At 51.8% G+C, this 18,844-nt stretch carries 22 protein-coding genes; 3 read left to right on the plus strand and 19 right to left on the minus strand.

Going from position 1 to position 18,844, the window contains the following annotated elements; genetic code table 11:
• Positions 1 to 3 precede the first annotated feature (3 nt).
• Positions 4 to 468 (minus strand): flavodoxin, encoded by a 465-nt coding sequence (locus A6R74_RS07010; protein WP_064233769.1) that lies wholly within the window; start codon positions 466 to 468, stop codon positions 4 to 6.
• Between the two features lie 143 nt (positions 469 to 611).
• Here A6R74_RS07010 and A6R74_RS07015 point away from each other — a divergent pair, with 143 nt between their 5' ends.
• A complete protein-coding gene (locus A6R74_RS07015; protein ID WP_064233771.1) occupies positions 612 to 818 on the plus strand; it encodes a DUF2788 domain-containing protein in 207 nt (68 codons plus the stop codon).
• Between the two features lie 184 nt (positions 819 to 1,002).
• Here the strand turns inward: A6R74_RS07015 and A6R74_RS07020 are convergent, their stop codons facing one another.
• The 13 genes from A6R74_RS07020 to A6R74_RS07080 form a co-directional block, all read right to left on the minus strand.
• On the minus strand, positions 1,003 to 1,302 hold the full coding sequence (locus A6R74_RS07020) for an integration host factor subunit alpha (RefSeq protein ID WP_035579533.1): 300 nt from the start codon (positions 1,300 to 1,302) through the stop codon (positions 1,003 to 1,005).
• A 137-nt stretch (positions 1,303 to 1,439) separates the two neighbouring features.
• Positions 1,440 to 3,821, minus strand: a complete 2,382-nt coding sequence (pheT, locus tag A6R74_RS07025; RefSeq protein ID WP_064233773.1) for a phenylalanine--tRNA ligase subunit beta — start codon at positions 3,819 to 3,821, stop codon at positions 1,440 to 1,442.
• 26 nt (positions 3,822 to 3,847) lie between these two features.
• The gene (gene pheS, locus A6R74_RS07030; protein ID WP_064233776.1) at positions 3,848 to 4,867 is read right to left on the minus strand and encodes a phenylalanine--tRNA ligase subunit alpha; all 1,020 of its coding nucleotides are present in this window, start codon (positions 4,865 to 4,867) and stop codon (positions 3,848 to 3,850) included.
• Positions 4,868 to 5,026: 159 nt separating this feature from the next.
• Positions 5,027 to 5,380: a 50S ribosomal protein L20 gene (gene rplT, locus A6R74_RS07035; protein WP_007114344.1), complete on the minus strand. Its 354-nt coding sequence runs from the start codon at positions 5,378 to 5,380 to the stop codon at positions 5,027 to 5,029.
• 64 nt (positions 5,381 to 5,444) lie between these two features.
• Positions 5,445 to 5,639, minus strand: a complete 195-nt coding sequence (gene rpmI / locus A6R74_RS07040; protein WP_027959586.1) for a 50S ribosomal protein L35 — start codon at positions 5,637 to 5,639, stop codon at positions 5,445 to 5,447.
• A gap of 82 nt (positions 5,640 to 5,721) precedes the next feature.
• On the minus strand, positions 5,722 to 6,213 hold the full coding sequence (infC, locus tag A6R74_RS07045) for a translation initiation factor IF-3 (RefSeq protein WP_009287797.1): 492 nt from the start codon (positions 6,211 to 6,213) through the stop codon (positions 5,722 to 5,724).
• 60 nt (positions 6,214 to 6,273) lie between these two features.
• The gene (thrS, locus tag A6R74_RS07050; RefSeq protein WP_064233779.1) at positions 6,274 to 8,196 is read right to left on the minus strand and encodes a threonine--tRNA ligase; all 1,923 of its coding nucleotides are present in this window, start codon (positions 8,194 to 8,196) and stop codon (positions 6,274 to 6,276) included.
• 220 nt (positions 8,197 to 8,416) lie between these two features.
• Positions 8,417 to 9,286: an OmpA family protein gene (locus A6R74_RS07055; RefSeq protein ID WP_064233781.1), complete on the minus strand. Its 870-nt coding sequence runs from the start codon at positions 9,284 to 9,286 to the stop codon at positions 8,417 to 8,419.
• A 334-nt stretch (positions 9,287 to 9,620) separates the two neighbouring features.
• The gene (locus A6R74_RS07060) at positions 9,621 to 10,088 is read right to left on the minus strand and encodes a DUF2489 domain-containing protein (protein WP_064233783.1); all 468 of its coding nucleotides are present in this window, start codon (positions 10,086 to 10,088) and stop codon (positions 9,621 to 9,623) included.
• Between the two features lie 132 nt (positions 10,089 to 10,220).
• Positions 10,221 to 11,138: a heme o synthase gene (gene cyoE, locus A6R74_RS07065; protein ID WP_064233785.1), complete on the minus strand. Its 918-nt coding sequence runs from the start codon at positions 11,136 to 11,138 to the stop codon at positions 10,221 to 10,223.
• Between the two features lie 14 nt (positions 11,139 to 11,152).
• Positions 11,153 to 12,205, minus strand: a complete 1,053-nt coding sequence (locus A6R74_RS07070; protein ID WP_064233787.1) for a COX15/CtaA family protein — start codon at positions 12,203 to 12,205, stop codon at positions 11,153 to 11,155.
• Between the two features lie 34 nt (positions 12,206 to 12,239).
• Positions 12,240 to 12,839 carry a hypothetical protein gene (locus tag A6R74_RS07075; RefSeq protein WP_064233790.1) on the minus strand — a complete coding sequence of 200 codons (600 nt, stop codon included), beginning with the start codon at positions 12,837 to 12,839 and terminating at the stop codon, positions 12,240 to 12,242.
• Positions 12,840 to 12,849: 10 nt separating this feature from the next.
• The gene (locus tag A6R74_RS07080) at positions 12,850 to 13,521 is read right to left on the minus strand and encodes an SURF1 family protein (protein ID WP_306460302.1); all 672 of its coding nucleotides are present in this window, start codon (positions 13,519 to 13,521) and stop codon (positions 12,850 to 12,852) included.
• Between the two features lie 40 nt (positions 13,522 to 13,561).
• On the opposite strand from A6R74_RS07080, the gene A6R74_RS07085 reads away from it, so the two are divergent.
• Positions 13,562 to 13,753, plus strand: a complete 192-nt coding sequence (locus A6R74_RS07085; RefSeq protein WP_064233794.1) for a DUF2909 domain-containing protein — start codon at positions 13,562 to 13,564, stop codon at positions 13,751 to 13,753.
• 4 nt (positions 13,754 to 13,757) lie between these two features.
• On the opposite strand, the gene A6R74_RS07090 is transcribed toward A6R74_RS07085, so the two are convergent.
• The 5 genes from A6R74_RS07090 to A6R74_RS22250 all read right to left on the minus strand — a co-directional run bounded on the left by A6R74_RS07090 (position 13,758) and on the right by A6R74_RS22250 (position 18,402).
• Positions 13,758 to 14,618, minus strand: a complete 861-nt coding sequence (locus A6R74_RS07090; protein WP_064233796.1) for a cytochrome c oxidase subunit 3 — start codon at positions 14,616 to 14,618, stop codon at positions 13,758 to 13,760.
• Entirely contained in the window at positions 14,615 to 15,265 is a 651-nt protein-coding gene (locus A6R74_RS07095; RefSeq protein ID WP_064233799.1) for a cytochrome c oxidase assembly protein, read from the minus strand. Before A6R74_RS07095 ends, A6R74_RS07090 begins: the two co-directional genes overlap by 4 nt.
• A gap of 40 nt (positions 15,266 to 15,305) precedes the next feature.
• Positions 15,306 to 16,940, minus strand: coding sequence for a cytochrome c oxidase subunit I (gene ctaD / locus A6R74_RS07100; protein WP_064233802.1), 1,635 nt, complete (start codon positions 16,938 to 16,940; stop codon positions 15,306 to 15,308).
• A gap of 48 nt (positions 16,941 to 16,988) precedes the next feature.
• Positions 16,989 to 18,104, minus strand: coding sequence for a cytochrome c oxidase subunit II (gene coxB, locus A6R74_RS07105; RefSeq protein ID WP_064233804.1), 1,116 nt, complete (start codon positions 18,102 to 18,104; stop codon positions 16,989 to 16,991).
• Positions 18,105 to 18,228: 124 nt separating this feature from the next.
• Positions 18,229 to 18,402, minus strand: coding sequence for a DUF2970 domain-containing protein (locus tag A6R74_RS22250; RefSeq protein WP_082906612.1), 174 nt, complete (start codon positions 18,400 to 18,402; stop codon positions 18,229 to 18,231).
• A gap of 204 nt (positions 18,403 to 18,606) precedes the next feature.
• On the opposite strand from A6R74_RS22250, the gene A6R74_RS07110 reads away from it, so the two are divergent.
• Positions 18,607 to 18,822, plus strand: coding sequence for a hypothetical protein (locus tag A6R74_RS07110; protein ID WP_064233806.1), 216 nt, complete (start codon positions 18,607 to 18,609; stop codon positions 18,820 to 18,822).
• The last annotated feature ends 22 nt before the right edge of the window (positions 18,823 to 18,844 follow it).

Raw genomic sequence — 18,844 nt, forward strand, 5'->3', positions numbered from 1 at the left:
CGCTTAGGCCACCTCTAATTGCTGGGCAACGATCCACTCTTCCACCCAGGGAACAGCAGCATCGTCGGCCATAAAGGTTTCCATGGCATCAACCTCTAGGCGCTCGCCTAATCGAGTCGCGCCATGATCCACCAACAATTCATCAAGCGCCCGGCCTGCGCCACAAAAGGTATCGCCGTAAGAGCTGTCACCCAGCGCGATGAGCCCATAACGAAGCGAAGTAAGCGTGGGGCTTTTCTCGCGCAAATTACGCACAAAGGGTACAAAACTGCCGGGAAAATCACCGCTGCCCGTGGTCGACACACAAAATAGCACCAAATCAGCATCACCACCGACAATATCATCGACAGAGGGCTGCTCATGAATAGTTACAGCGTAACCTGCCTGTTCAAATAGTGGCTTCACCTGTTCTGCCACGTCTAGGGCACCGCCATACATAGTACCCACCAAAATATTCAGCTTCGGCATCGTCACTCCCCTGTCAAAGTGTCACAGTGCCAACCGTCAAGTCGACAAATACCCGATGAATTTGCTCAAATATTAACATGACTGGTTAGAATGAGACACATCACCTGCAACGGGTGATTCACATACAGCACACAGGAGTGGCTATGCAGCAAACCTTCGAGACCTGGATCACCCCACTAATGATTGGCGGTCTTATCATCTTTATGTGCTTTATTATCTGGGACTTGGCCAAAAAATCGAACGCAGGCAAATTTGGCACCATCATGCTGTTTGTGGTGCTAGGCGCTGGCATGCTGGGCTACGTCATTAAAGTGGTGATTACTTGGCTGATTGAAGGCGGTGGCATTTAATAGGCACCGCAGCCGATCATTACAAAGGCGTCTTCATCATCCCCCACCGTAACGCCGACCACAAATAGGAAAGGAGCGCCCGAAGGCACTCCTTTTAAAGGACATACGTCTTATTAAGCTTGAGATTTAGAGCCTACGAACGCAGCCAAGCCCTTCAGAGTAGATCCCCACATAGACCAAAAGACTACTCACCACCTACATAGTGCTCAACCTGCTGTTTGAGCTTTTGGCCCGGGCGAAACGTCACGACTCGACGAGCAGAAATAGGAATTTCTTCCCCGGTTTTGGGGTTCCTTCCTGGTCGCTCGCGCTTATCACGCAGATCAAAGTTACCAAACCCCGACAGTTTAACCTGTTCGTTTTCACGCAGGCAGGCTCGAATCTCTTCAAAAAAAGCTTCGACCATGGCCTTCGCTTCTCGTTTAGACAACGCTAGCTCCGCATGCAAATGTTCAGCTAGCTCTGCTTTGGTCAACGCACCCATAAGGCTTCTCCTTATCCTTGCAGCAAACACAGCAACAAACGCCCTGTAGCAAACTTACAGTGGCAAACGCATTGCCAAGAACGTGATAAGCATCGTGACGTGGCCCAGGTACGTAGGTACCTATTAAAGCTACTTACCTAGCCGCGCAGCTCCGCATCGAGCTTGACACGCACTTGTGTCACAATTGAATCGACCAACTGATTGATTTCCTCGTCGTTTAGCGTGCGCGATGGATGCTGCCAGGTCAAGCCCAATGCAATACTCTTGCACCCTTCGGCGACACCTTTACCGGCATAGGCATCAAAAAGCTTAATATCTTGCAGGTATTCGCCCGCTTGCTGCTTGGCACAATCTAGTAGCGCCTGCACCGGTGTCGCTTCCTTGAGTATAAACGCCAAATCACGCCGCACCTCAGGAAAACGTGATAGTGGTTCAAAAGCGGGAATCCGGCCTTTGCTGAGCGCATCCAGGCGCACTTCAAACAATACGGCATCCATTTTTAAGCCGAGCGTTGCACGTACCTGCGGGTGCAAAGTCCCGATCCAACCCGCAGGCTCTCCATGGTGCAGCAGCTGCGCACTTTGACCAGGATGAAGCGCTGTATGCTCAGCAGGCTCAAAACGCCATGCGTCAGCGTTACCACCCAAGACCAGGAGGCTTTCCAAATCGCCTTTTAGGTCATAGAAATCTACCCGATCTTTCGCATCACTCCAGCCCTCGGCTTCCCGTGGGCCACATACCAGGGCGCCGAGCATCGGCACTTGTGACAGCGCATCCAGCTCACCGTTAAAGACCAGACCGGTTTCAAACAGTCGCACACGGGTTTGCTGGCGGTTAAGGTTGTACTCCATGGCACGTACCAAGCCGGGAAACAGGCTAGCGCGCATCACCGATAGATCAGCCGAGATCGGGTTAGCGAGCGCAGGGCTTACGGCATCAGGCAAAATGGCCGCCTGTAGCTCGGGCGCCACAAAACTGTAGGTAATCGCTTCCTGAAAACCGCGCGCAACCATCTGACGGCGCAGCCGTGCCTGAGTGAGCGTTGCCTCGTCTGCGGAGCGCAGTGCTAAGCGCGCCGCAGGACGTCGTACCGGTAAATTATTGTAGCCATGGATACGCGCCACTTCTTCGATAAGATCCTCTTCGATAGCTAGATCAAAACGCCAGCTTGGCGCGGTGACTGCCCAACCGGTATCCTGCACGCGGACATCAAGCCCTAGGCGCTGCAAGATATCGGTCACATCATCGCTATCGAGTGCTTTTGATAGCGCCTGTTCTAAACGCGCACTGCGCAAGAGAATCGCGCGCTCTGCGGGCATATGCTCAACACTTTGTGTTTCAACAACAGGCCCAGCCTGACCGCCACAGATCTCAATCAAAAGCTGCGTGGCCCGCTCGACGGCAACTGGCGTCAACTGCGGATCAACACCGCGCTCAAAACGGTGTGATGCATCAGTGTGCAACCCGTAGGAACGCGCTTGACCAGCAATGGCAAGCGGGGTAAAGAAGGCTGATTCAAGGAAAATAGTCTGGGTATTTTGATTAACGCCGGAGTTTTCCCCCCCCATCACCCCTGCCATGGCTAGCGGACCGGAATGATCGGCGATCACCAGCGTCTCAGGACGCAGCGCCACGTCATTACCATCAAGCAGCGTTAGCTTCTCGCCTGGCTTGGCCATGCGCACAACCATGCCCCCTTGCAGGTTGTCACGATCAAAGGCGTGCATCGGCTGGCCTAATTCCAGCATGACGTAGTTGGTAATATCCACGACTGGGTCAATAGAGCGCACGCCACTGCGGCGCAAGCGCTCTACCATCCACAGCGGTGTTTCGGCCTTAACATTGACACCCTTGATTACGCGGCCAATATAGCGAGGGCACTGCTCGGGCGCCTCAATACTAACCGTGAAGCTATCCTCAATGGTAGCCTCCACCGGCGCTATTGCCGGCCCATTAACCGGCAAACGGTTGAGCACACCGACTTCACGCGCCATCCCTGCAATACTTAGGCAATCGCCACGATTAGGCGTCAGATCGACCTCAATGGTCATGTCATTAAGGTGCATGAACTCTCGGAAATCGACCCCCACTGGCGCTGAAGCCGACAGCACCAGAATGCCCGGCGATGTCTCCTCTTCAAGCCCCAACTCGGAGGCTGAACAGATCATCCCCCGCGATTCAACGCCGCGCAGCTTGGCTTTTTTGATCTTGAAGTCACCCGGCAGCACACCACCCACCTGGGCAAAGGGTACTTTCTGGCCAACATCGACATTGGGCGCCCCGCAAACAACCTGAACCGGTTCGCCACTACCGTCATTAACGGTGCAGACATTGAGCTTGTCTGCATCAGGGTGCTTCTCTTTACTCAGCACCTCAGCTACCACCACGCCGCTAAAGGCGGCGGCTACCGCCTCAACAGCGTCGACTTCCAAGCCCGCCATGGTGATCTGGTCGGCCATTGCCTGCGTTTCAAGCTGCGGGGAAACCCACTCACGCAGCCACTGTTCTGAAAATTTCATGGTTGATCCTGTATTCGGCGGCGGTCTTAAGCGAATTGACGTAAAAAACGCAGATCGTTTTCAAAGAACAGGCGCAAATCATTAACGCCGTAGCGCAGCATTGCCAAACGCTCAGCCCCCATGCCGAAGGCAAATCCGGTATAGCGCTCGGTATCAATGCCCGAATAACGAAATACCTCAGGGTGCACCATGCCGCAGCCCATCACTTCCAACCAGCCGCTATGGGAACAGACGCGACAGCCTGCCCCGCTACACATCACGCACTGAATATCCACTTCGGCGGAAGGCTCAGTGAATGGGAAGTAGGAGGGGCGAAAACGCACCGAAAGATCGTCGCGCTCAAAAAATGCCTGCAAGAAGTCTTCAATGGTTCCTTTAAGGTCAGCAAAACTAACCCCTTCATCCACCAACAAGCCCTCCACTTGATGGAACATCGGCGTGTGGGTCAAATCGGAGTCGCTGCGATAGACACGCCCAGGGCAGACGATACGAATGGGCGGCTCGCTGGTTTTCATGGTGCGCACTTGCACCGGCGAGGTGTGAGTACGTAGCAAGCGTGTGGCGTCAAAATAGAAGGTATCGGCCATGCCACGCGCAGGATGGTGCGCGGGAATATTGAGGGCTTCAAAATTGTGATAGTCGTCTTCAATTTCAGGCCCTACCGCCACGTCATAACCAATACGTGTAAACAGGCCCTCTATACGTTCGAGAGTACGCGTTACAGGATGCAACCCTCCACTGGCCTGGCCACGCCCCGGCAAGGTGACATCGATACTTTCAGCGGCCAAACGGGCATTCAGCGCAGCGCTCTCAAGCTGCTGACGCTTGGCATCAATTTCGTCGGCCAGCGTTTGCTTGGCTTGGTTAATACGCTCGCCTGCCGCCGGGCGCTCTTCAGCTGACAGCTTACCCAGGCCTTTCAGCAAGGCAGTTACCTCACCTTTCTTACCTAAGTAGCGTACTCGTAACTCGTCTAGTGCGGCGACACTCTGCGCTGCCTGAATGGCGTCGCGCGCCTCAGAGACCAGAGTAGGAAGGTGATCCATCCGTTTCACTCCGAATTAAGCGGTGTCCATCCGTGAAGATGGCGTGGCACGTTGAAGGTGACAAAAAAACAGGGGAAGAGCGGCTGCTCTTCCCCTGGATGGGTCACTCTGAAATGACCTCAGGCACGTTGCACGGGCAAAAGCCCAGTACAAACTACCTTATTGGGCAGCCTTGGCTTTTTCCACGATGGCAGCAAATGCAGCCTTCTCGTGTACCGCCAAATCGGCCAATACTTTACGGTCGATTTCAATACCGGCTTTCTTAAGACCGCCTACAAAACGGCTGTAAGACATGCCGTTTACGCGCGCACCAGCGTTAATACGCTGGATCCAAAGCGCGCGGAACTGGCGCTTACGGTTGCGACGGTCACGGTAGGCGTACTGGCCCGCTTTGATAACGGCTTGCTTGGCAACGCGGAAAACACGCGAACGGGCACCGTAGTAACCTTTGGCAAGCTTCAATACTTTTTTATGGCGACGACGCGCTACTACGCCACGTTTAACTCGAGTCATAACACACTCCTGACTTTAAGGCTGAGGCAAAAAAATTGTGCACTCAGAAAAACGAAAACCCGACTTATAGATTCGGCAGCATACGCTGGATGAGCGCTTTATCAGACGCGTGGATCTGCTTCATTCCACGCAGTTGACGCTTACGCTTGGTCGATTTCTTGGTCAAGATGTGGCTACGGTGAGACTGCTTGTGCTTAAAGCCATTAGCAGTCTTCTTGAAGCGCTTGGCAGCGCCGCTGTTGCTTTTGATTTTCGGCATGAGGAAAACTCCGCTCGATATTTTTTAGAAAACCCAGGGCCGACCACCGGTTTAACGGTGGCCCGTTGACATCGCCATTGGATCACTTCTTCTTCGGGGCAATAATCATGATCATCTGGCGGCCTTCCATTTTCGGAAAGGCCTCTACCACTCCGATCTCTTCCAGGTCTGCCGCGATCCTTTCCATCAGTTTTCGGCCGATATCTTGGTGCGCCATTTCACGACCACGGAAGCGCAGTGTGACTTTGCCCTTGTCACCACCTTCCAAAAAGCGCGTCAGGTTTTTAAGCTTGACCTGATAATCGCCCTCATCGGTGCCAGGACGGAATTTAACTTCCTTAACCTGGATTTGCTTCTGCTTCTTCTTTTGAGCCGCTTTCTGCTTCTTGGTCTCAAAAACGAACTTGCCGTAGTCCATGATCTTACAGACAATGGGGTCGGCATTCGAAATTTGCACGAGATCTAAGCTCTCAGATTCAGCACGCTCTAGCGCTTCGGTGGTGGGCACAACACCCAACTGCTCACCGTCGCTACCAATAAGACGTACTTCTTCTTCGACAATTCGCTCGTTCATTGGTGGGCGTTTGTCTGCTGGACGCCCGCGCTGGTTGCTTCTCTTGATCGTTCCGTCTCCTTAGGCAATTGACGATGTCGCCAGGGCTGCTCTCTCGGCAGTATGGCGTTCAATAAATTCATTGACCGTCATTGTACCGAGGTTTTCGCCGCTGCGTGTTCGCACGGCCAGTGAGTCAGCTTCGACTTCCTTATCTCCCACCACAAGGAGATAGGGAACTTTCTGTAACGTATGCTCACGAATTTTAAAGCCGATCTTCTCGTTCCTCAAGTCCGCTTTAACACGCAAGCCACTTTTTTGCAGGCGTTTCTCCAAATCAAGCGCATATTCGCGCTGTGAATCGGTGATAGTCATGACAACCGCCTGCTGTGGCGACAGCCATAATGGCATAGCGCCCGCATAATGCTCAATCAGAATCCCCAAGAAACGCTCGAAGGAGCCTAAAATCGCGCGGTGAAGCATCACCGGGGTCTTCCGTACGCCATCTTCATCAACGTACTGAGCCCCTAAACGCCCTGGCAAGTTAAAATCGAGCTGTAGCGTACCACACTGCCAGACACGATTCAGACAATCGCGTAGAGCAAATTCAATTTTAGGGCCATAAAAAGCCCCCTCACCCGGCTGGAGATCCCACGCCAGGCCCGTCGCATTCAATGCAGCCTCAAGCCCTTGCTCGGCCTGATCCCACATTTCTGCCTCGCCTAAAAAGTCTTCCGGGCGCGTTGAAAGCTTCAGTTCAACATCTTCAAAACCAAGCGTCTTATAAACTTGCAGCGTGAGCGCTATAAAATCTTCCGCTTCAGCTTGGATCTGGCCTTCAGTACAGAAAATATGCGCATCATCTTGGGTAAAGCCGCGCACGCGCATCAGACCATGCAGCGAACCAGAAGGCTCATTACGGTGGCAACTGCCGAACTCGGCCAGACGCAGCGGCAAGTCACGGTAGCTTTTCAGGCCCTGGTTAAACACTTGCACATGGCAAGGGCAGTTCATCGGCTTGACCGCGTATTCGCGCTTCTCAGACTCGGTGGTAAACATCAGCTCACTGTAATGCCCCCAGTGCCCGGATTTTTTCCACAAAGAGAGGTCAACCACCTGGGGCGTTTTGATTTCCTGGTAGCCATGTTCGCGCTGAATGTTGCGCATGTACTCTTCCAAGGCCTGGTACATTGTCCAGCCATTGGGATGCCAAAACACCATGCCCGGCGCTTCTTCCTGAATATGGAATAAGTCCATTTTGCGGGCGAGTTTACGGTGATCACGTTTTTCAGCTTCTTCAAGACGCTTGAGATACGCTTTAAGCTGTTTTTTATCGCCCCAAGCGGTGCCGTAGATGCGCGTTAGCATGGTGTTTGCAGCGTCGCCACGCCAATAGGCACCGGCTAGCTTAGTCAGTTTGAAGGCCTTTAAATGGCGGGTATTCGGCACATGCGGCCCACGGCACATGTCGGTGTACTCTTCGTGATGATAAAGCCGGATCTTCGCATCATCGGGAATGTCGCGAACGATTTCCTGCTTATAGGGTTCATCACGGTGCAAGAAGGTCAGCATTGCCTGATCGCGATTGACGTATTCGCGTACTACGTCGTACTCGCGCTCAATCAGTGACAGCATACGCTTTTCTATCGCTTCCAGATCCTCTGGAGTAACAGATTGACCGAACTCAATATCGTAGTAAAAACCGTCATCAATGACCGGCCCGATCGCCATTTTGGCCTCGGGGTACATCTGTTTGACCGCATGACCAATGAGATGAGCACAGGAGTGACGGATAATTTCCAGCCCCTCCTCGTCACGGGCTGTAATAATGGCCACTTTCGCGTCTTGCTCAATCAGATCAGCGGCATCGACCAGCACACCATCGATTTTCCCAGCAATGCACGCCTTGGCCAAACCAGGGCCAATGGATTCTGCAAGCTGCATAATGGTCAGTGGTGCTTCGAACGTTCTTTGACTGCCGTCGGGCAGAGTAACAATAGGCATTCAGGTTCCTTGAGCGCAGTGGTGATCCATACCAAGGATCACATTTCGCTATCAATGGTCTTGGGAGGTGCAAAATATACCGCTATAAAACAGCGGCAAGCCTAGCAGACTTACCTGCCGCTTAAAATAAAAACGGGAGGCATGAGCCTCCCGTTTCTTTACCTGTAGGATGCCGTTAGCCGTTTAAAGGCAATCAGCAAACCTCAGACGACAAGTGAACTTAGTTCCACTCATCCAGTTCAACGCGACGGTTCTGGAAGCGACCTTCTTCAGTCTCGTTAGAGGCGATCGGGCGCTCTTCACCGTAGCCAACCGCACGCATGCGGTTAGAGGCTACACCGCGGCTAGCGAGGTAAGTTGCAACAGACTGAGCACGCTCTTGTGACAAGTTTTTGTTGTACTCGTCAGAACCACGTGAATCAGTGTGACCTTCGATGCTTACGCGCACATCAGGGTTGCTAACCAAACGCTCAGCGACACCGTTCAGTACATTCTGAGCGTTAGAAGTCAACTGAGCAGAATCAAACTCGAAGTTAACATCCTGTAAAACAACGCTATCCGGGCAACCCAGGGCGTTAACTTCTACGCCAGCAGGGGTATTCGGGCACTGATCACGGTAGTCCGGCACGCCGTCGTTATCGGAGTCAAGCGGGCAACCGTTGGCATTAACTTCAACGCCAGCAGGTGTGCCTGGGCACTGATCACGGTAGTCCGGTACGCCATCGCCATCAGAATCTAGCGGGCAACCTTGGGCGTCAACAGCAACACCAGCAGGAACTTCGCCGTAGCTTGGGCACTGTGGTGCAACCGGCTCCGGTGTACGGTCAGCACATAGCAAACCGCCGATAGCAGCACCAGCAGCGGCACCAGTAGCAGCACCGCTCTCTTCATCAGAACTGCTGCTGGTGGCGTAGCCAATGCTGCCACCGATTAAGCCGCCCGCCAAACCGCACACTGCAGGATGCTGGTACCAGCTACGGTCACTGCTAGCGCTTGATTGGCCGGAAGGCTGAGAGGCCGAGCTGGCACAGCCAGAGAGGCCAACTACCAGCGCAGAACCGATTAGCAAACCAGTCGTTGATTTTTTCATGCAAGACTCCTTCTTGATCCAATGCTGAAATGGTCATAAGTGACCAAATCTGTCCAATGCTTCTTATTTGCGAGAGCATCCATTTTTCGCCTGTCCTGCATCGTCAGTTAACGCTCCAAGCTCCCAGTACAAATAGCAACGTACTAATCACCTAGAACCCGATCAATACAAAACGGTGTGCCTATCATTAACGCTTAAGCGCGAGAAGGCAACAATGCCAAGATATCAACTTCTTGCCAATACCGACATCCTTCAGCATAGCAAAATTGCCGCGATAGGCATTAAAAATTAGTTTGTTATACATCTTGTCGGCTCAAACCGCTCAAAATCAAGATTAATGCAGTGCATTTTTACCTTTGGAGCGCCATTTTAACACTGCTTGTGCGGCTTCCAACACGTCTTCACGCATCTCATTTTCTGCCATCAGCCGTTCTTTGTCCTCCTGCATGCGCTCTCGGGCGGACAATTGTTGACGAGCTGAATGGGTATTCAGATGTTGAGTGCGACTATAATGCTCAGCAAATGCTTTAAATTCCGCTCGTTCCGTTAAGCTAGGGTCAATGATTTCAAGAAGTACCTTGCAGCGCCAAGCACCCTCAGTAATATCAACCTGCTCCTGAACAAGCGCGCTTGCAACATAATCTAGATTTTCTAAGCTGTTTTGCTGAGCGCGAGCATCTTCATCGCGCCGGTAAGCTTCTCGACGACTGACTTCTTTACGTAAAGACCATGCGTAGAGGCATAGGCCTATAATCACTGCAATCGCCACGGCCAGTAATACCAGCGCTACCGTTGAGCTCATGAAACTCCTCATTAAGCGAATAAATTACTTGACGAAAATTGTACACCCTTATACCACCATTAGGCCAATGGCATCCAGACTTGTGTTCCATCTAGCTGAATGAGTAGCCCAAGGATCATTTTATGCGCTGCATTACCAGACCAGTGCCACAGCGTAGTGATCGAGTATTAGCGCACCAAAAACCCCCAATAGATAGCGAATAGAGAACCAGAATGCGCCAATCGGGGCAGCAGGATCCTGCCCACGCCACACTCGCCAATTCCAGACCATAAAGCGTGCATTAAGACACGCCACGATGAATAGGTAGAGTACGCCACTCATACCTATCATCACCGGCAATAACGTGGTTAATACGGTTAACCACCCATACAGCCAAATTTGCAGCCGTGTAAAAGGAATCCCGTGAGTAACAGGTAGCATAGGGATACCTGCCCGCGCATAATCATCGCGCTTATGAATGGCCAGCGCCCAAAAATGTGGCGGCGTCCAGGCAAAAATAATCAGCATCAGCAGCAGCGGTTCAGGGGTTATTTGCCCGGTGATAGCGACCCAACCTAAAAGTGGTGGCGCCGCGCCAGCCACCCCACCAATAACGATATTTTGTGGCGTCGCCCGCTTTAAAAAAGCGGTATAAATCAGCGCATAGCCAATCAGGGAAGCAAAGGTTAGCGCAGCTGTTAAATGGTTAACCTGCCAGGCCAATAGCGCAACACCTGCGGCAGAAAGCATGCACGCCCAAACCAAGGCAATCGCCACAGGTAGCCGCTTACTTGCCACAGGGCGGCGAGCAGTTCGCGTCATTAACGCATCCAAGCGGCGGTCAATGACATGATTAAAAGCGGCCGCACCGCAAGAGGCCAAGCCGATACCGGCTAAACCAAAGATTACGTTCGTTAGCGGTGGTAGGCCCGGGATAGCTAATGCCATCCCTACGGCCGTACATACCAACATAACGGCCACCACTTTAATCTTGCACAGGCCCAATAGCTCTTTCCAGCCCCACACCATAGAAGGCAGTGCCGTGGGTAGCGTCATTGTTATATTTCGCATGGCATGCTTCCCTTTTATTGAGCGATAACGTTGTTATAAGGTGAATGAGTAGTCGTTGAGTAGACGCCAGCCTCTTGGTAGCGCCAACGCCACCATGCCCAAACGATTCCAGCGGCCAATGCAATGGCACCAGCTGTGTGCAGTAGCGCCAGCCATAGCGGCAACCAAAGCACCACATTGGCAATCCCCAAAGCGGCTTGCAGCGCATACAAGCCGACGACTATTGCTAACGGCCTTGCAACACTCTGCCAATGCCGATAACGCCACCAGAGCGCTATTAGCCCGACACCAAGCAACAATGCTACCAGGCGATGAGCCACTTGGATCGCGGTACGTGCGTCAGCATGCAACTGCCCATGTAGGTAATTGGGCCCTACGGTCTGGGTAAGATGAAATCCTTCGCTAATGTCCATCGCGGGTATCCATTGACCATTGCAAGTGGGGAATCCCTGGCAAGCGATACCGGCATAATTGCTCGACACCCAACCGCCTAGCGCCAGTTGCACAACCAGCAAACATGCCGCAATACCCCACCACGCATTAGCACGCCGCGGCTCACTTGTTGGCTTTGGCGTTGCGGTGAGGCGTAAGCGAAGATGCAACCAAAAGAACAACAGCAATACACTCAACCCGCCAAGTAGATGAAGGGTAACGACTTGAGGCCATAATTTGAGCGTAACAGTGAAGGCACCAAATGCGCCCTGGAGCAAAATAACGACGAGTAGCATCAAGCTGAGGTGCCACGGATAATCCCGACGACGGCGCAAAGGCCAACCTAACGCTACAACGCTGAGCACCAGCAGCCCCAAGAGCGTCGCAATATAGCGATGAATCATTTCCACCCACGCTTTAAAGGGCTCTAACGGGACGTCAGGATGGCGCAGCGTAGCAAGTTCACTATCGGGGACTAATAGCTTTCCGTAGCAACCAGGCCAATCGGGACAGCCTAGACCCGCATCGACTAAACGTGTCCAGGCGCCTACCAACATGACCACTGCGGTAAACAGAGTACCTGCCAGCGTTAATCGCACTAACCATCGCAAGCGGCGTTCACATAAATTGTGCATGGCGTATCCTTAACAGCAGGGGTTAGCGCATTTTTTATTGTGGATTCACTTTCAGTAAATGCCGGATATCATCAAGCACGTACTTGGTGGCAACATTTGCCTCAAATGACAATGCCGGGCGCCCCATAGGATCAAGCAACCACACTGAGTTATCTTCACGCCATGGAGGAAAGTGCCGCCATTCGCTAGTCATTTCTCCCGGTAGCGGTTCTGAATCTCCACCAATCCGCAGGCGGATTAACCTCGGTGCTTCGCGCCCTAGGGCGCGGTGAAGCCTCCAAAACTCATCCTTACGCTGTTCGCACTGCTGGGTGCAGTCAAACGCCAATATCCACTCTTCCTGGCCATTAACAGCCGACCTAGTTTCAGTCGAGCCTAGTTCATTTAACCCAGGTTCATTTAACCCAAGTCTACTTAATTCAGGCCCATCTAACCCAGGTTCATTCGACAGAGCTAAAGGCCATTCATTGAGAACGGGTAATTCCAAATCTACCTTTCCGTGAGCTGTATGCTGGTCTGGAATACCTATGCGGAACTCGACCATTCCCCAAGCAGCCACCATGGGCGCCGCAAATATTGCAAAAATAAGGATTAATTTGAGCCGCTGACGGCGTATATGTTTGGCGTCCTGCATACTTTCACCCCTATTTATTTTTATGACCTAAAGGCTCTTGTTGAGCACTATCGCGACGCAATCTTTGGCCACCAATCAACATGACCACCATGGCCGCCAGGGATAGACCCCACCACTGAAACGCATAACCCATATGCCGACTGGGAGGCATGACATTCGCTTCCCACCAAGGGATCAAAACCCCATCGCCTTCATTAGCGTGTAGCCATCCTGGGTAGCTAAAGGAACCTAGTGAAGCGTGCCAGGGTTCAAGGCTAAGCTGTTGCAGCCTCACACCTTCTCTATTCTCTCCATATAGCGGCCCGCCCGCTTGAACCTCCTGCCACTCGCCGGTTAACTCAACCATACCACTGGGTGTAGCTGCATGAGGTGGCTCACGACGAGGCCCAGTTGCTAAGAACCCTCGCTGAACAAGCCAAATCTGACCGTAAGCATCACGCAGTGGCGTTAACACCGCCACACCCACTTTTCCACTCACAACTCGGTTATCCAAATAAAGTGTATGCTCAGTCAAGTACTCCCCCCGCAACGTCACCTGGGCGCCTTGGTCTGGCTGCTCAGTAGGCTGCACCAAAGCAGGGGCTGCATTGCGAACGGCCATTGCTAAGCGCTTGTCATCTGCCCTCTCCCACTGCCATAGTCCTAAACAAGCGCCTAGCGTGACCAGCAAACTCCAAAACATACACCAACTATAAAAACGCCATTGCCGAGAGGTTCTCATCATGTGGTTACAACTACTCATTGCCGCCGTATTTATTGCGATGGTTATCAGCTTGGCCATGGGAGCAGGCTTCTTACTGCGTGATAACGCCTCTTCACGCCGCCTGCTGCTCTCGCTCAAATGGAGAATTGGCTTAGCCTGCCTGCTCATGGCCCTTATTATTTATGGCTATTGGTCGGGCCAGTTAGGCTAATGGCCTATAAGACATAGACAAAAATAAATAGCCCCACCCAGACCACATCAACAAAGTGCCAATACCAGCAAGAGGCCTCAAAACCAAAATGGTTTTCGTCAGCGAAGTGCCCCTTATAAATACGCACCAGCATGGTGGCTAAAATCAGCGTGCCGATAATGACGTGAACCCCATGGAAACCCGTCAAAATAAAGAACGTTGCACCAAAGATCCCAGCTTCTAAGGTGATTCCGTAATGGGCGTAGGCCTCGTAATACTCAATGCCCTGAATCATGATAAAGCAACAACCTAACAGCACAGTGCCCGTCAGCCAGTTGCGACATGTTTTACGGTCACCCACTTTTAAGGCTTCGTGGGCAACGGTGAGTGTGATGCTAGAAGTAATCAAAATCAGCGTATTGACGAGAGGCAGTTGCCAAGGGCTAAAGACTTGTTGGGGGCCAGCGATAGCTGAGTCTGGCGGGTTCAGCAGCGGCCATGTGGCTACAAAGTCAGGCCATAGCAGTGCAGAAACGCCTTTTGCCCCTTCCCCCCCTAACCATGGGATAGCAAACATACGTACGTAAAACAATGCGCCAAAAAAGGCGGCGAAAAACATCACTTCCGAAAAAATAAACCAGCCCATACCCCAGCGAAATGAGCGATCCATTTGAGCATCATATAGCCCACCCCGGGACTCGCTAATCACGTCACGGAACCAGAGCCCCATCACCGCAATAACGCCCAACACCCCGATTAACACCAATGGCAATCCAGTGTCGTAGACGAGTTTAATACCGGCCCCAACCATCATGGCGCCCACAGCCAATGATCCTAGAACAGGCCACCGACTACTCGCCGGAACATAATAGCTACCACTGCTCATATCGCTTCTCCCGCCGCTTTATTGTTTTTGGGGTCTATACTCAGATTATTATTGGGGTCGTTCTCATTCTCTAGGTCGCTTTTAGCGCTATTTAGTGAAGCATTCCGAATCGCATGCTCTACTGGATACAAGGTATACACCAGCGTAATGGTATTAATATCTGCAGGCAGGTCACGCGCCAGCTGGAATACCAGCGGTATGGTTAGTCGCTCCTCGCCCTTCAACAGTTGCTCTTGAAAGCAGAAGCAGCTGATTTTACGTAGATGCGTCGTAGCAGCAGAGGGAGACACACTAGGCACTGCTCTCCCCCAGCTTTCGCTATGGCTATTATTGGTAAAGGTAAAATCGACTTCCGCCATTTGCCCGGGGTGGACGCTCATTTGGCGCATTTCAACACTCATTTGCCACGGCAGCCCGGGGCTGCCACGAGTGATAAATTGCACATTGATATAGCGCGATTCATCCACCTCTTCATGCACAATGCTTTGCGCAGTGGCATCCACTTTGCCGTTAAGACCCGTGATCCGACAAAAAACGTCATAAAGCGGCACTAATGCAAAGGCAAACCCAAACATGCCGACCAGTACGGCGACTGTCCTAATGACCGTGCGGCGCACCCCCACTTGCGTCTGCTCTTGACTATTCATAACACCTCTTAGGCCAGCGACCCGTGTGGTTTATGTATTTTTAGTGAGACGTGCGGTGAAACACTGGCGGCGTTTCAAATGTATGCAGTGGCGCTGGACTAGGCACCGTCCACTCCAGGTCAACCGCACCTTCCCATGCTTTGGCGGGCGCTTTTTTACCACCACGTATGCATAGGATAACGCCTAATACAAACAGCAGTTGCGACGCACCGAAGAAGAAAGCACCGATACTTGAAAGCAAGTTAAAATCAGCAAACTGGAGAGCGTAGTCAGGGATTCGCCGTGGCATCCCCGCCAAGCCAGCGAAGTGCATGGGGAAGAAGGTTAAGTTGACGCCAATAATCGAGAACCAAAAATGCCATTGAGCCAGCCGCTCATTGGGATAGTGCCCCGTCCATTTCGGTAGCCAGTAATACACACCCGCCATAATGGCGAAGATCGCCCCTGGTACTAGCACATAGTGGAAGTGGGCTACGACGAAGTAGGTATCGTGATACTGAAAATCCGCTGGCGCGATAGCCAACATCAGACCGGAGAAGCCACCGATGGTAAATAGCACCACGAAGGCTAGGGAAAATAGCATCGGCGATTCAAAACTGATTGAGCCGCGAAACAGTGTAGTCACCCAGTTAAACACCTTAACCCCAGTAGGCACGGCGATCAGCATAGTGGAGTACATAAAAAACAGCTCTGCCACCAGGGGAAGCCCCACGATAAACATATGGTGAGCCCAGACTAAAAACGACAGCAATGCAATGGCGGCCGTGGCATACACCATGGATGCGTAGCCAAATAGAGGCTTACGCGCAAAGGTAGGGATGATCGCCGAGACAATCCCAAAGGCGGGCAGAATCATGATGTAAACTTCGGGATGACCGAAAAACCAGAACAGATGCTGAAACAACACCGGATCACCACCACCTGCTGCGTCAAAGAAACTGGTGCCAAAATTAATATCCATGAGCATCATGGTGATAACCCCAGCCAGTACCGGCATCACCGCGATAAGCAGGAAGGCTGTAATCAGCCATGTCCAAACAAATAACGGCATATCCATTAAACGCATACCCGGCGCACGCATATTTAGAATGGTCGCGATAATGTTGATGGCACCGAGAATGGAGCTAATACCCGCGATATGCAGCGCTAAAATAAAGAAGGTCGTAGAAGGCGGTGCATAAGTAGTCGACAGCGGTGCATAAAAAGTCCAGCCAAAGTTAGGGCCGCCACCGGGCATAAACAGTGTTGAAAGTAGCAACGTAAAAGCCACCGGCAGCAGCCAAAAACTGAAGTTATTTAACCGCGGTAACGCCATATCCGGTGCGCCAATCTGCAGCGGTATCATCCAGTTGGCTAGACCGGTAAAAGCCGGCATTACCGCGGCGAATACCATTATCAAGCCATGCATGGTGGTCATCTGGTTAAAAAACTCAGGTTCGACCAACTGTAAGCCGGGCTGAAAAAGCTCGGCCCTGACCACTAGGGCAAATATTCCGCCGATAAAAAACATCGTCAGCGAAAAAATCAGGTATAGAGAGCCGATCTCTTTATGGTTGGTGGTCAATAACCAACGCAAAATACCTTTGGGCGGCGCAGCATGTCCATGCGACTGCCCGTCGGCGACGGCTGTAGAGCTATGTTGTAGTGGTGGCTGAGGGGGCAATTTTGGTGCCATGTGACTCTCCGAAATATTGTTGTTGTCCGATTTGGTGGCAAACTAGGATCATTGGGCAATTAATTCAGCCACTTCAGAAGGTTGCACCACATCTCCCGTCTCATTACCCCAAGCATTACGCGTATAGGTGACCACAGCGGCCAATTCAACCGGATTCAAGGTGCTACGAAAAGCGGGCATTGCCGCACCCGAGACACCGTTGATCACCTTATCAAGGTGCCAATCCACATCGCTTAATAGCTGTTCGTTATTGGCCAGAGCCGGAAACGCAGGTGGCGCTCCCTGGCCTTCAGCTTGATGACAAGAGGAGCAGATAGCTTGATAAACGGATTCACCGCGCTCTAGTAGCTCCGCCATTTCCCATTCACGATCAACGCCCATTGCCTCCTGTTCAGCGGCCTCTTTCCGCTCGGCCAACCAAGTTTCAAACTCTTCTTCCTCTACGGCATGCACCACCACCGGCATAAAGCCATGATCGATACCGCACAGCTCCGCACATTGACCACGATAAATCCCCGGTTCATTGATTTTTACCCAGTTCTCATTAATAAAGCCGGGAATCGTATCCTGCTTGACCGCCAAGTCCGGCACCCACCATGAGTGAATAACGTCGTCCGAGGTCATTAGAAAACGCACTTTACGGTTAATTGGCAGTACCAGTGGTTCGTCGACCTCTAATAAGTAATGCTCACCGCGGGCTTCTTCGCCACTGATTTGTGCTCTCGGAGTACTCATATTGGAAGTAAATGCTACATCTTCACCAAGATACTCGTAGCGCCAACGCCACTGCTGGCCAGTAATCATGACGTCCAACTCGGCGTTTGATGAGTCGTACATATTTTTTAACGTGGCGGTAGCAGGTACTGCCATACCGACCAGGATAAGAATGGGGATGGCAGTCCATAACACTTCCACACTGGTATGTTCGTGAAAGTGAGCTGCCTTTGCTCCTTTGGAGTGGCGATAACGAAACAATGAGTAGAACATTGCCCCAAATACCACCACGCCAATCACGACACATATCCAAAAAATGGTCATGTGCAAGCCATAAATATCGCTGCTCACATCTGTTACCCCAACGGGCATGTTCCAACCGTTGGACTGAGCCTGAGACTCACTTGCAGCTAGGACTATGGCTATTAGCCACCACCACCGTGAACGCATAGAGACCTCCAATTTTATTGTTATTACTTATCGTTAGATTAGGACAGGGTTAAATGAGATATTAGCAGTATAGAAAATATGTGCGATTCGTCACGCTTTGCTTATTTAACGCTATCAACGCTTTTCAGCGGGCCGCCATCATGGCCAAAAAAATAAGCAGCAAAACAAATAGCAATGTAACCACTACCCCGGTGGCAAGATAGGCTGCTGGCCTGCCACTGCTAAAGTCCTCCTCCCTTTTTTGGTTACTCTGAACGCCTATCAAGGCCGCCAAAACTGACTTCACCACCGACCACATAGAACCTCCGAGGGGAATTGACACTCACGCATTTATTCAGCCCTGAATGAGTTAACTACTATTATCATAGGCATACATAAGCATTAAGTCAGGGTAAAGAGACGAAATCTAAGCATTTACAGTCAGGCAAATGACTACCTAAAGTTTCTCAATGTGAGATACTCAACTTATTCTCAGGATCAGCGCCAACCAATGGAGTGCCTTATGCTCAAGCGCCGCCTCGCATTACCCATCAATGCGCTATTTGTTATTGTTCCGCTGCTGTTAACCGGTTGTACGACTTATACATGGCCGGACGGCTCTCAGGAAACCGTCATCGGCGTTGTGCCTGAGGAAGAGAATCAACGCTACGAAGAAGAGCGGATAGACGGCGTGCGCTACCGCATTCCTGACGAAATCCCGGAAAAGCGCAGCGAGTAACTATCCTGCAGTTTGTATATGC

Origin of the sequence: Halomonas sp. ALS9, assembly GCF_001651035.1 — a bacterium.
Classification (GTDB): Bacteria; Pseudomonadota; Gammaproteobacteria; order Pseudomonadales; family Halomonadaceae; genus Vreelandella.

Bases quoted from the DNA above. Each gene is read 5' to 3' on its own strand.
- A6R74_RS07010 (WP_064233769.1), bottom strand. From the start codon at position 468: ATGCCGAAGCTGAATATTTTGGTGGGTACTATGTATGGCGGTGCCCTA.
- A6R74_RS07015 (WP_064233771.1), top strand. From the start codon at position 612: ATGCAGCAAACCTTCGAGACCTGGATCACCCCACTAATGATTGGCGGT.
- A6R74_RS07020 (WP_035579533.1), bottom strand. From the start codon at position 1,302: ATGGGTGCGTTGACCAAAGCAGAGCTAGCTGAACATTTGCATGCGGAG.
- pheT (WP_064233773.1), bottom strand. From the start codon at position 3,821: ATGAAATTTTCAGAACAGTGGCTGCGTGAGTGGGTTTCCCCGCAGCTT.
- pheS (WP_064233776.1), bottom strand. From the start codon at position 4,867: ATGGATCACCTTCCTACTCTGGTCTCTGAGGCGCGCGACGCCATTCAG.
- rplT (WP_007114344.1), bottom strand. From the start codon at position 5,380: ATGACTCGAGTTAAACGTGGCGTAGTAGCGCGTCGTCGCCATAAAAAA.
- rpmI (WP_027959586.1), bottom strand. From the start codon at position 5,639: ATGCCGAAAATCAAAAGCAACAGCGGCGCTGCCAAGCGCTTCAAGAAG.
- infC (WP_009287797.1), bottom strand. From the start codon at position 6,213: ATGAACGAGCGAATTGTCGAAGAAGAAGTACGTCTTATTGGTAGCGAC.
- thrS (WP_064233779.1), bottom strand. From the start codon at position 8,196: ATGCCTATTGTTACTCTGCCCGACGGCAGTCAAAGAACGTTCGAAGCA.
- A6R74_RS07055 (WP_064233781.1), bottom strand. From the start codon at position 9,286: ATGAAAAAATCAACGACTGGTTTGCTAATCGGTTCTGCGCTGGTAGTT.
- A6R74_RS07060 (WP_064233783.1), bottom strand. From the start codon at position 10,088: ATGAGCTCAACGGTAGCGCTGGTATTACTGGCCGTGGCGATTGCAGTG.
- cyoE (WP_064233785.1), bottom strand. From the start codon at position 11,138: ATGCGAAATATAACAATGACGCTACCCACGGCACTGCCTTCTATGGTG.
- A6R74_RS07070 (WP_064233787.1), bottom strand. From the start codon at position 12,205: ATGCACAATTTATGTGAACGCCGCTTGCGATGGTTAGTGCGATTAACG.
- A6R74_RS07075 (WP_064233790.1), bottom strand. From the start codon at position 12,839: ATGCAGGACGCCAAACATATACGCCGTCAGCGGCTCAAATTAATCCTT.
- A6R74_RS07080 (WP_306460302.1), bottom strand. From the start codon at position 13,521: ATGTTTTGGAGTTTGCTGGTCACGCTAGGCGCTTGTTTAGGACTATGG.
- A6R74_RS07085 (WP_064233794.1), top strand. From the start codon at position 13,562: ATGTGGTTACAACTACTCATTGCCGCCGTATTTATTGCGATGGTTATC.
- A6R74_RS07090 (WP_064233796.1), bottom strand. From the start codon at position 14,618: ATGAGCAGTGGTAGCTATTATGTTCCGGCGAGTAGTCGGTGGCCTGTT.
- A6R74_RS07095 (WP_064233799.1), bottom strand. From the start codon at position 15,265: ATGAATAGTCAAGAGCAGACGCAAGTGGGGGTGCGCCGCACGGTCATT.
- ctaD (WP_064233802.1), bottom strand. From the start codon at position 16,940: ATGGCACCAAAATTGCCCCCTCAGCCACCACTACAACATAGCTCTACA.
- coxB (WP_064233804.1), bottom strand. From the start codon at position 18,104: ATGCGTTCACGGTGGTGGTGGCTAATAGCCATAGTCCTAGCTGCAAGT.
- A6R74_RS22250 (WP_082906612.1), bottom strand. From the start codon at position 18,402: ATGTGGTCGGTGGTGAAGTCAGTTTTGGCGGCCTTGATAGGCGTTCAG.
- A6R74_RS07110 (WP_064233806.1), top strand. From the start codon at position 18,607: ATGCTCAAGCGCCGCCTCGCATTACCCATCAATGCGCTATTTGTTATT.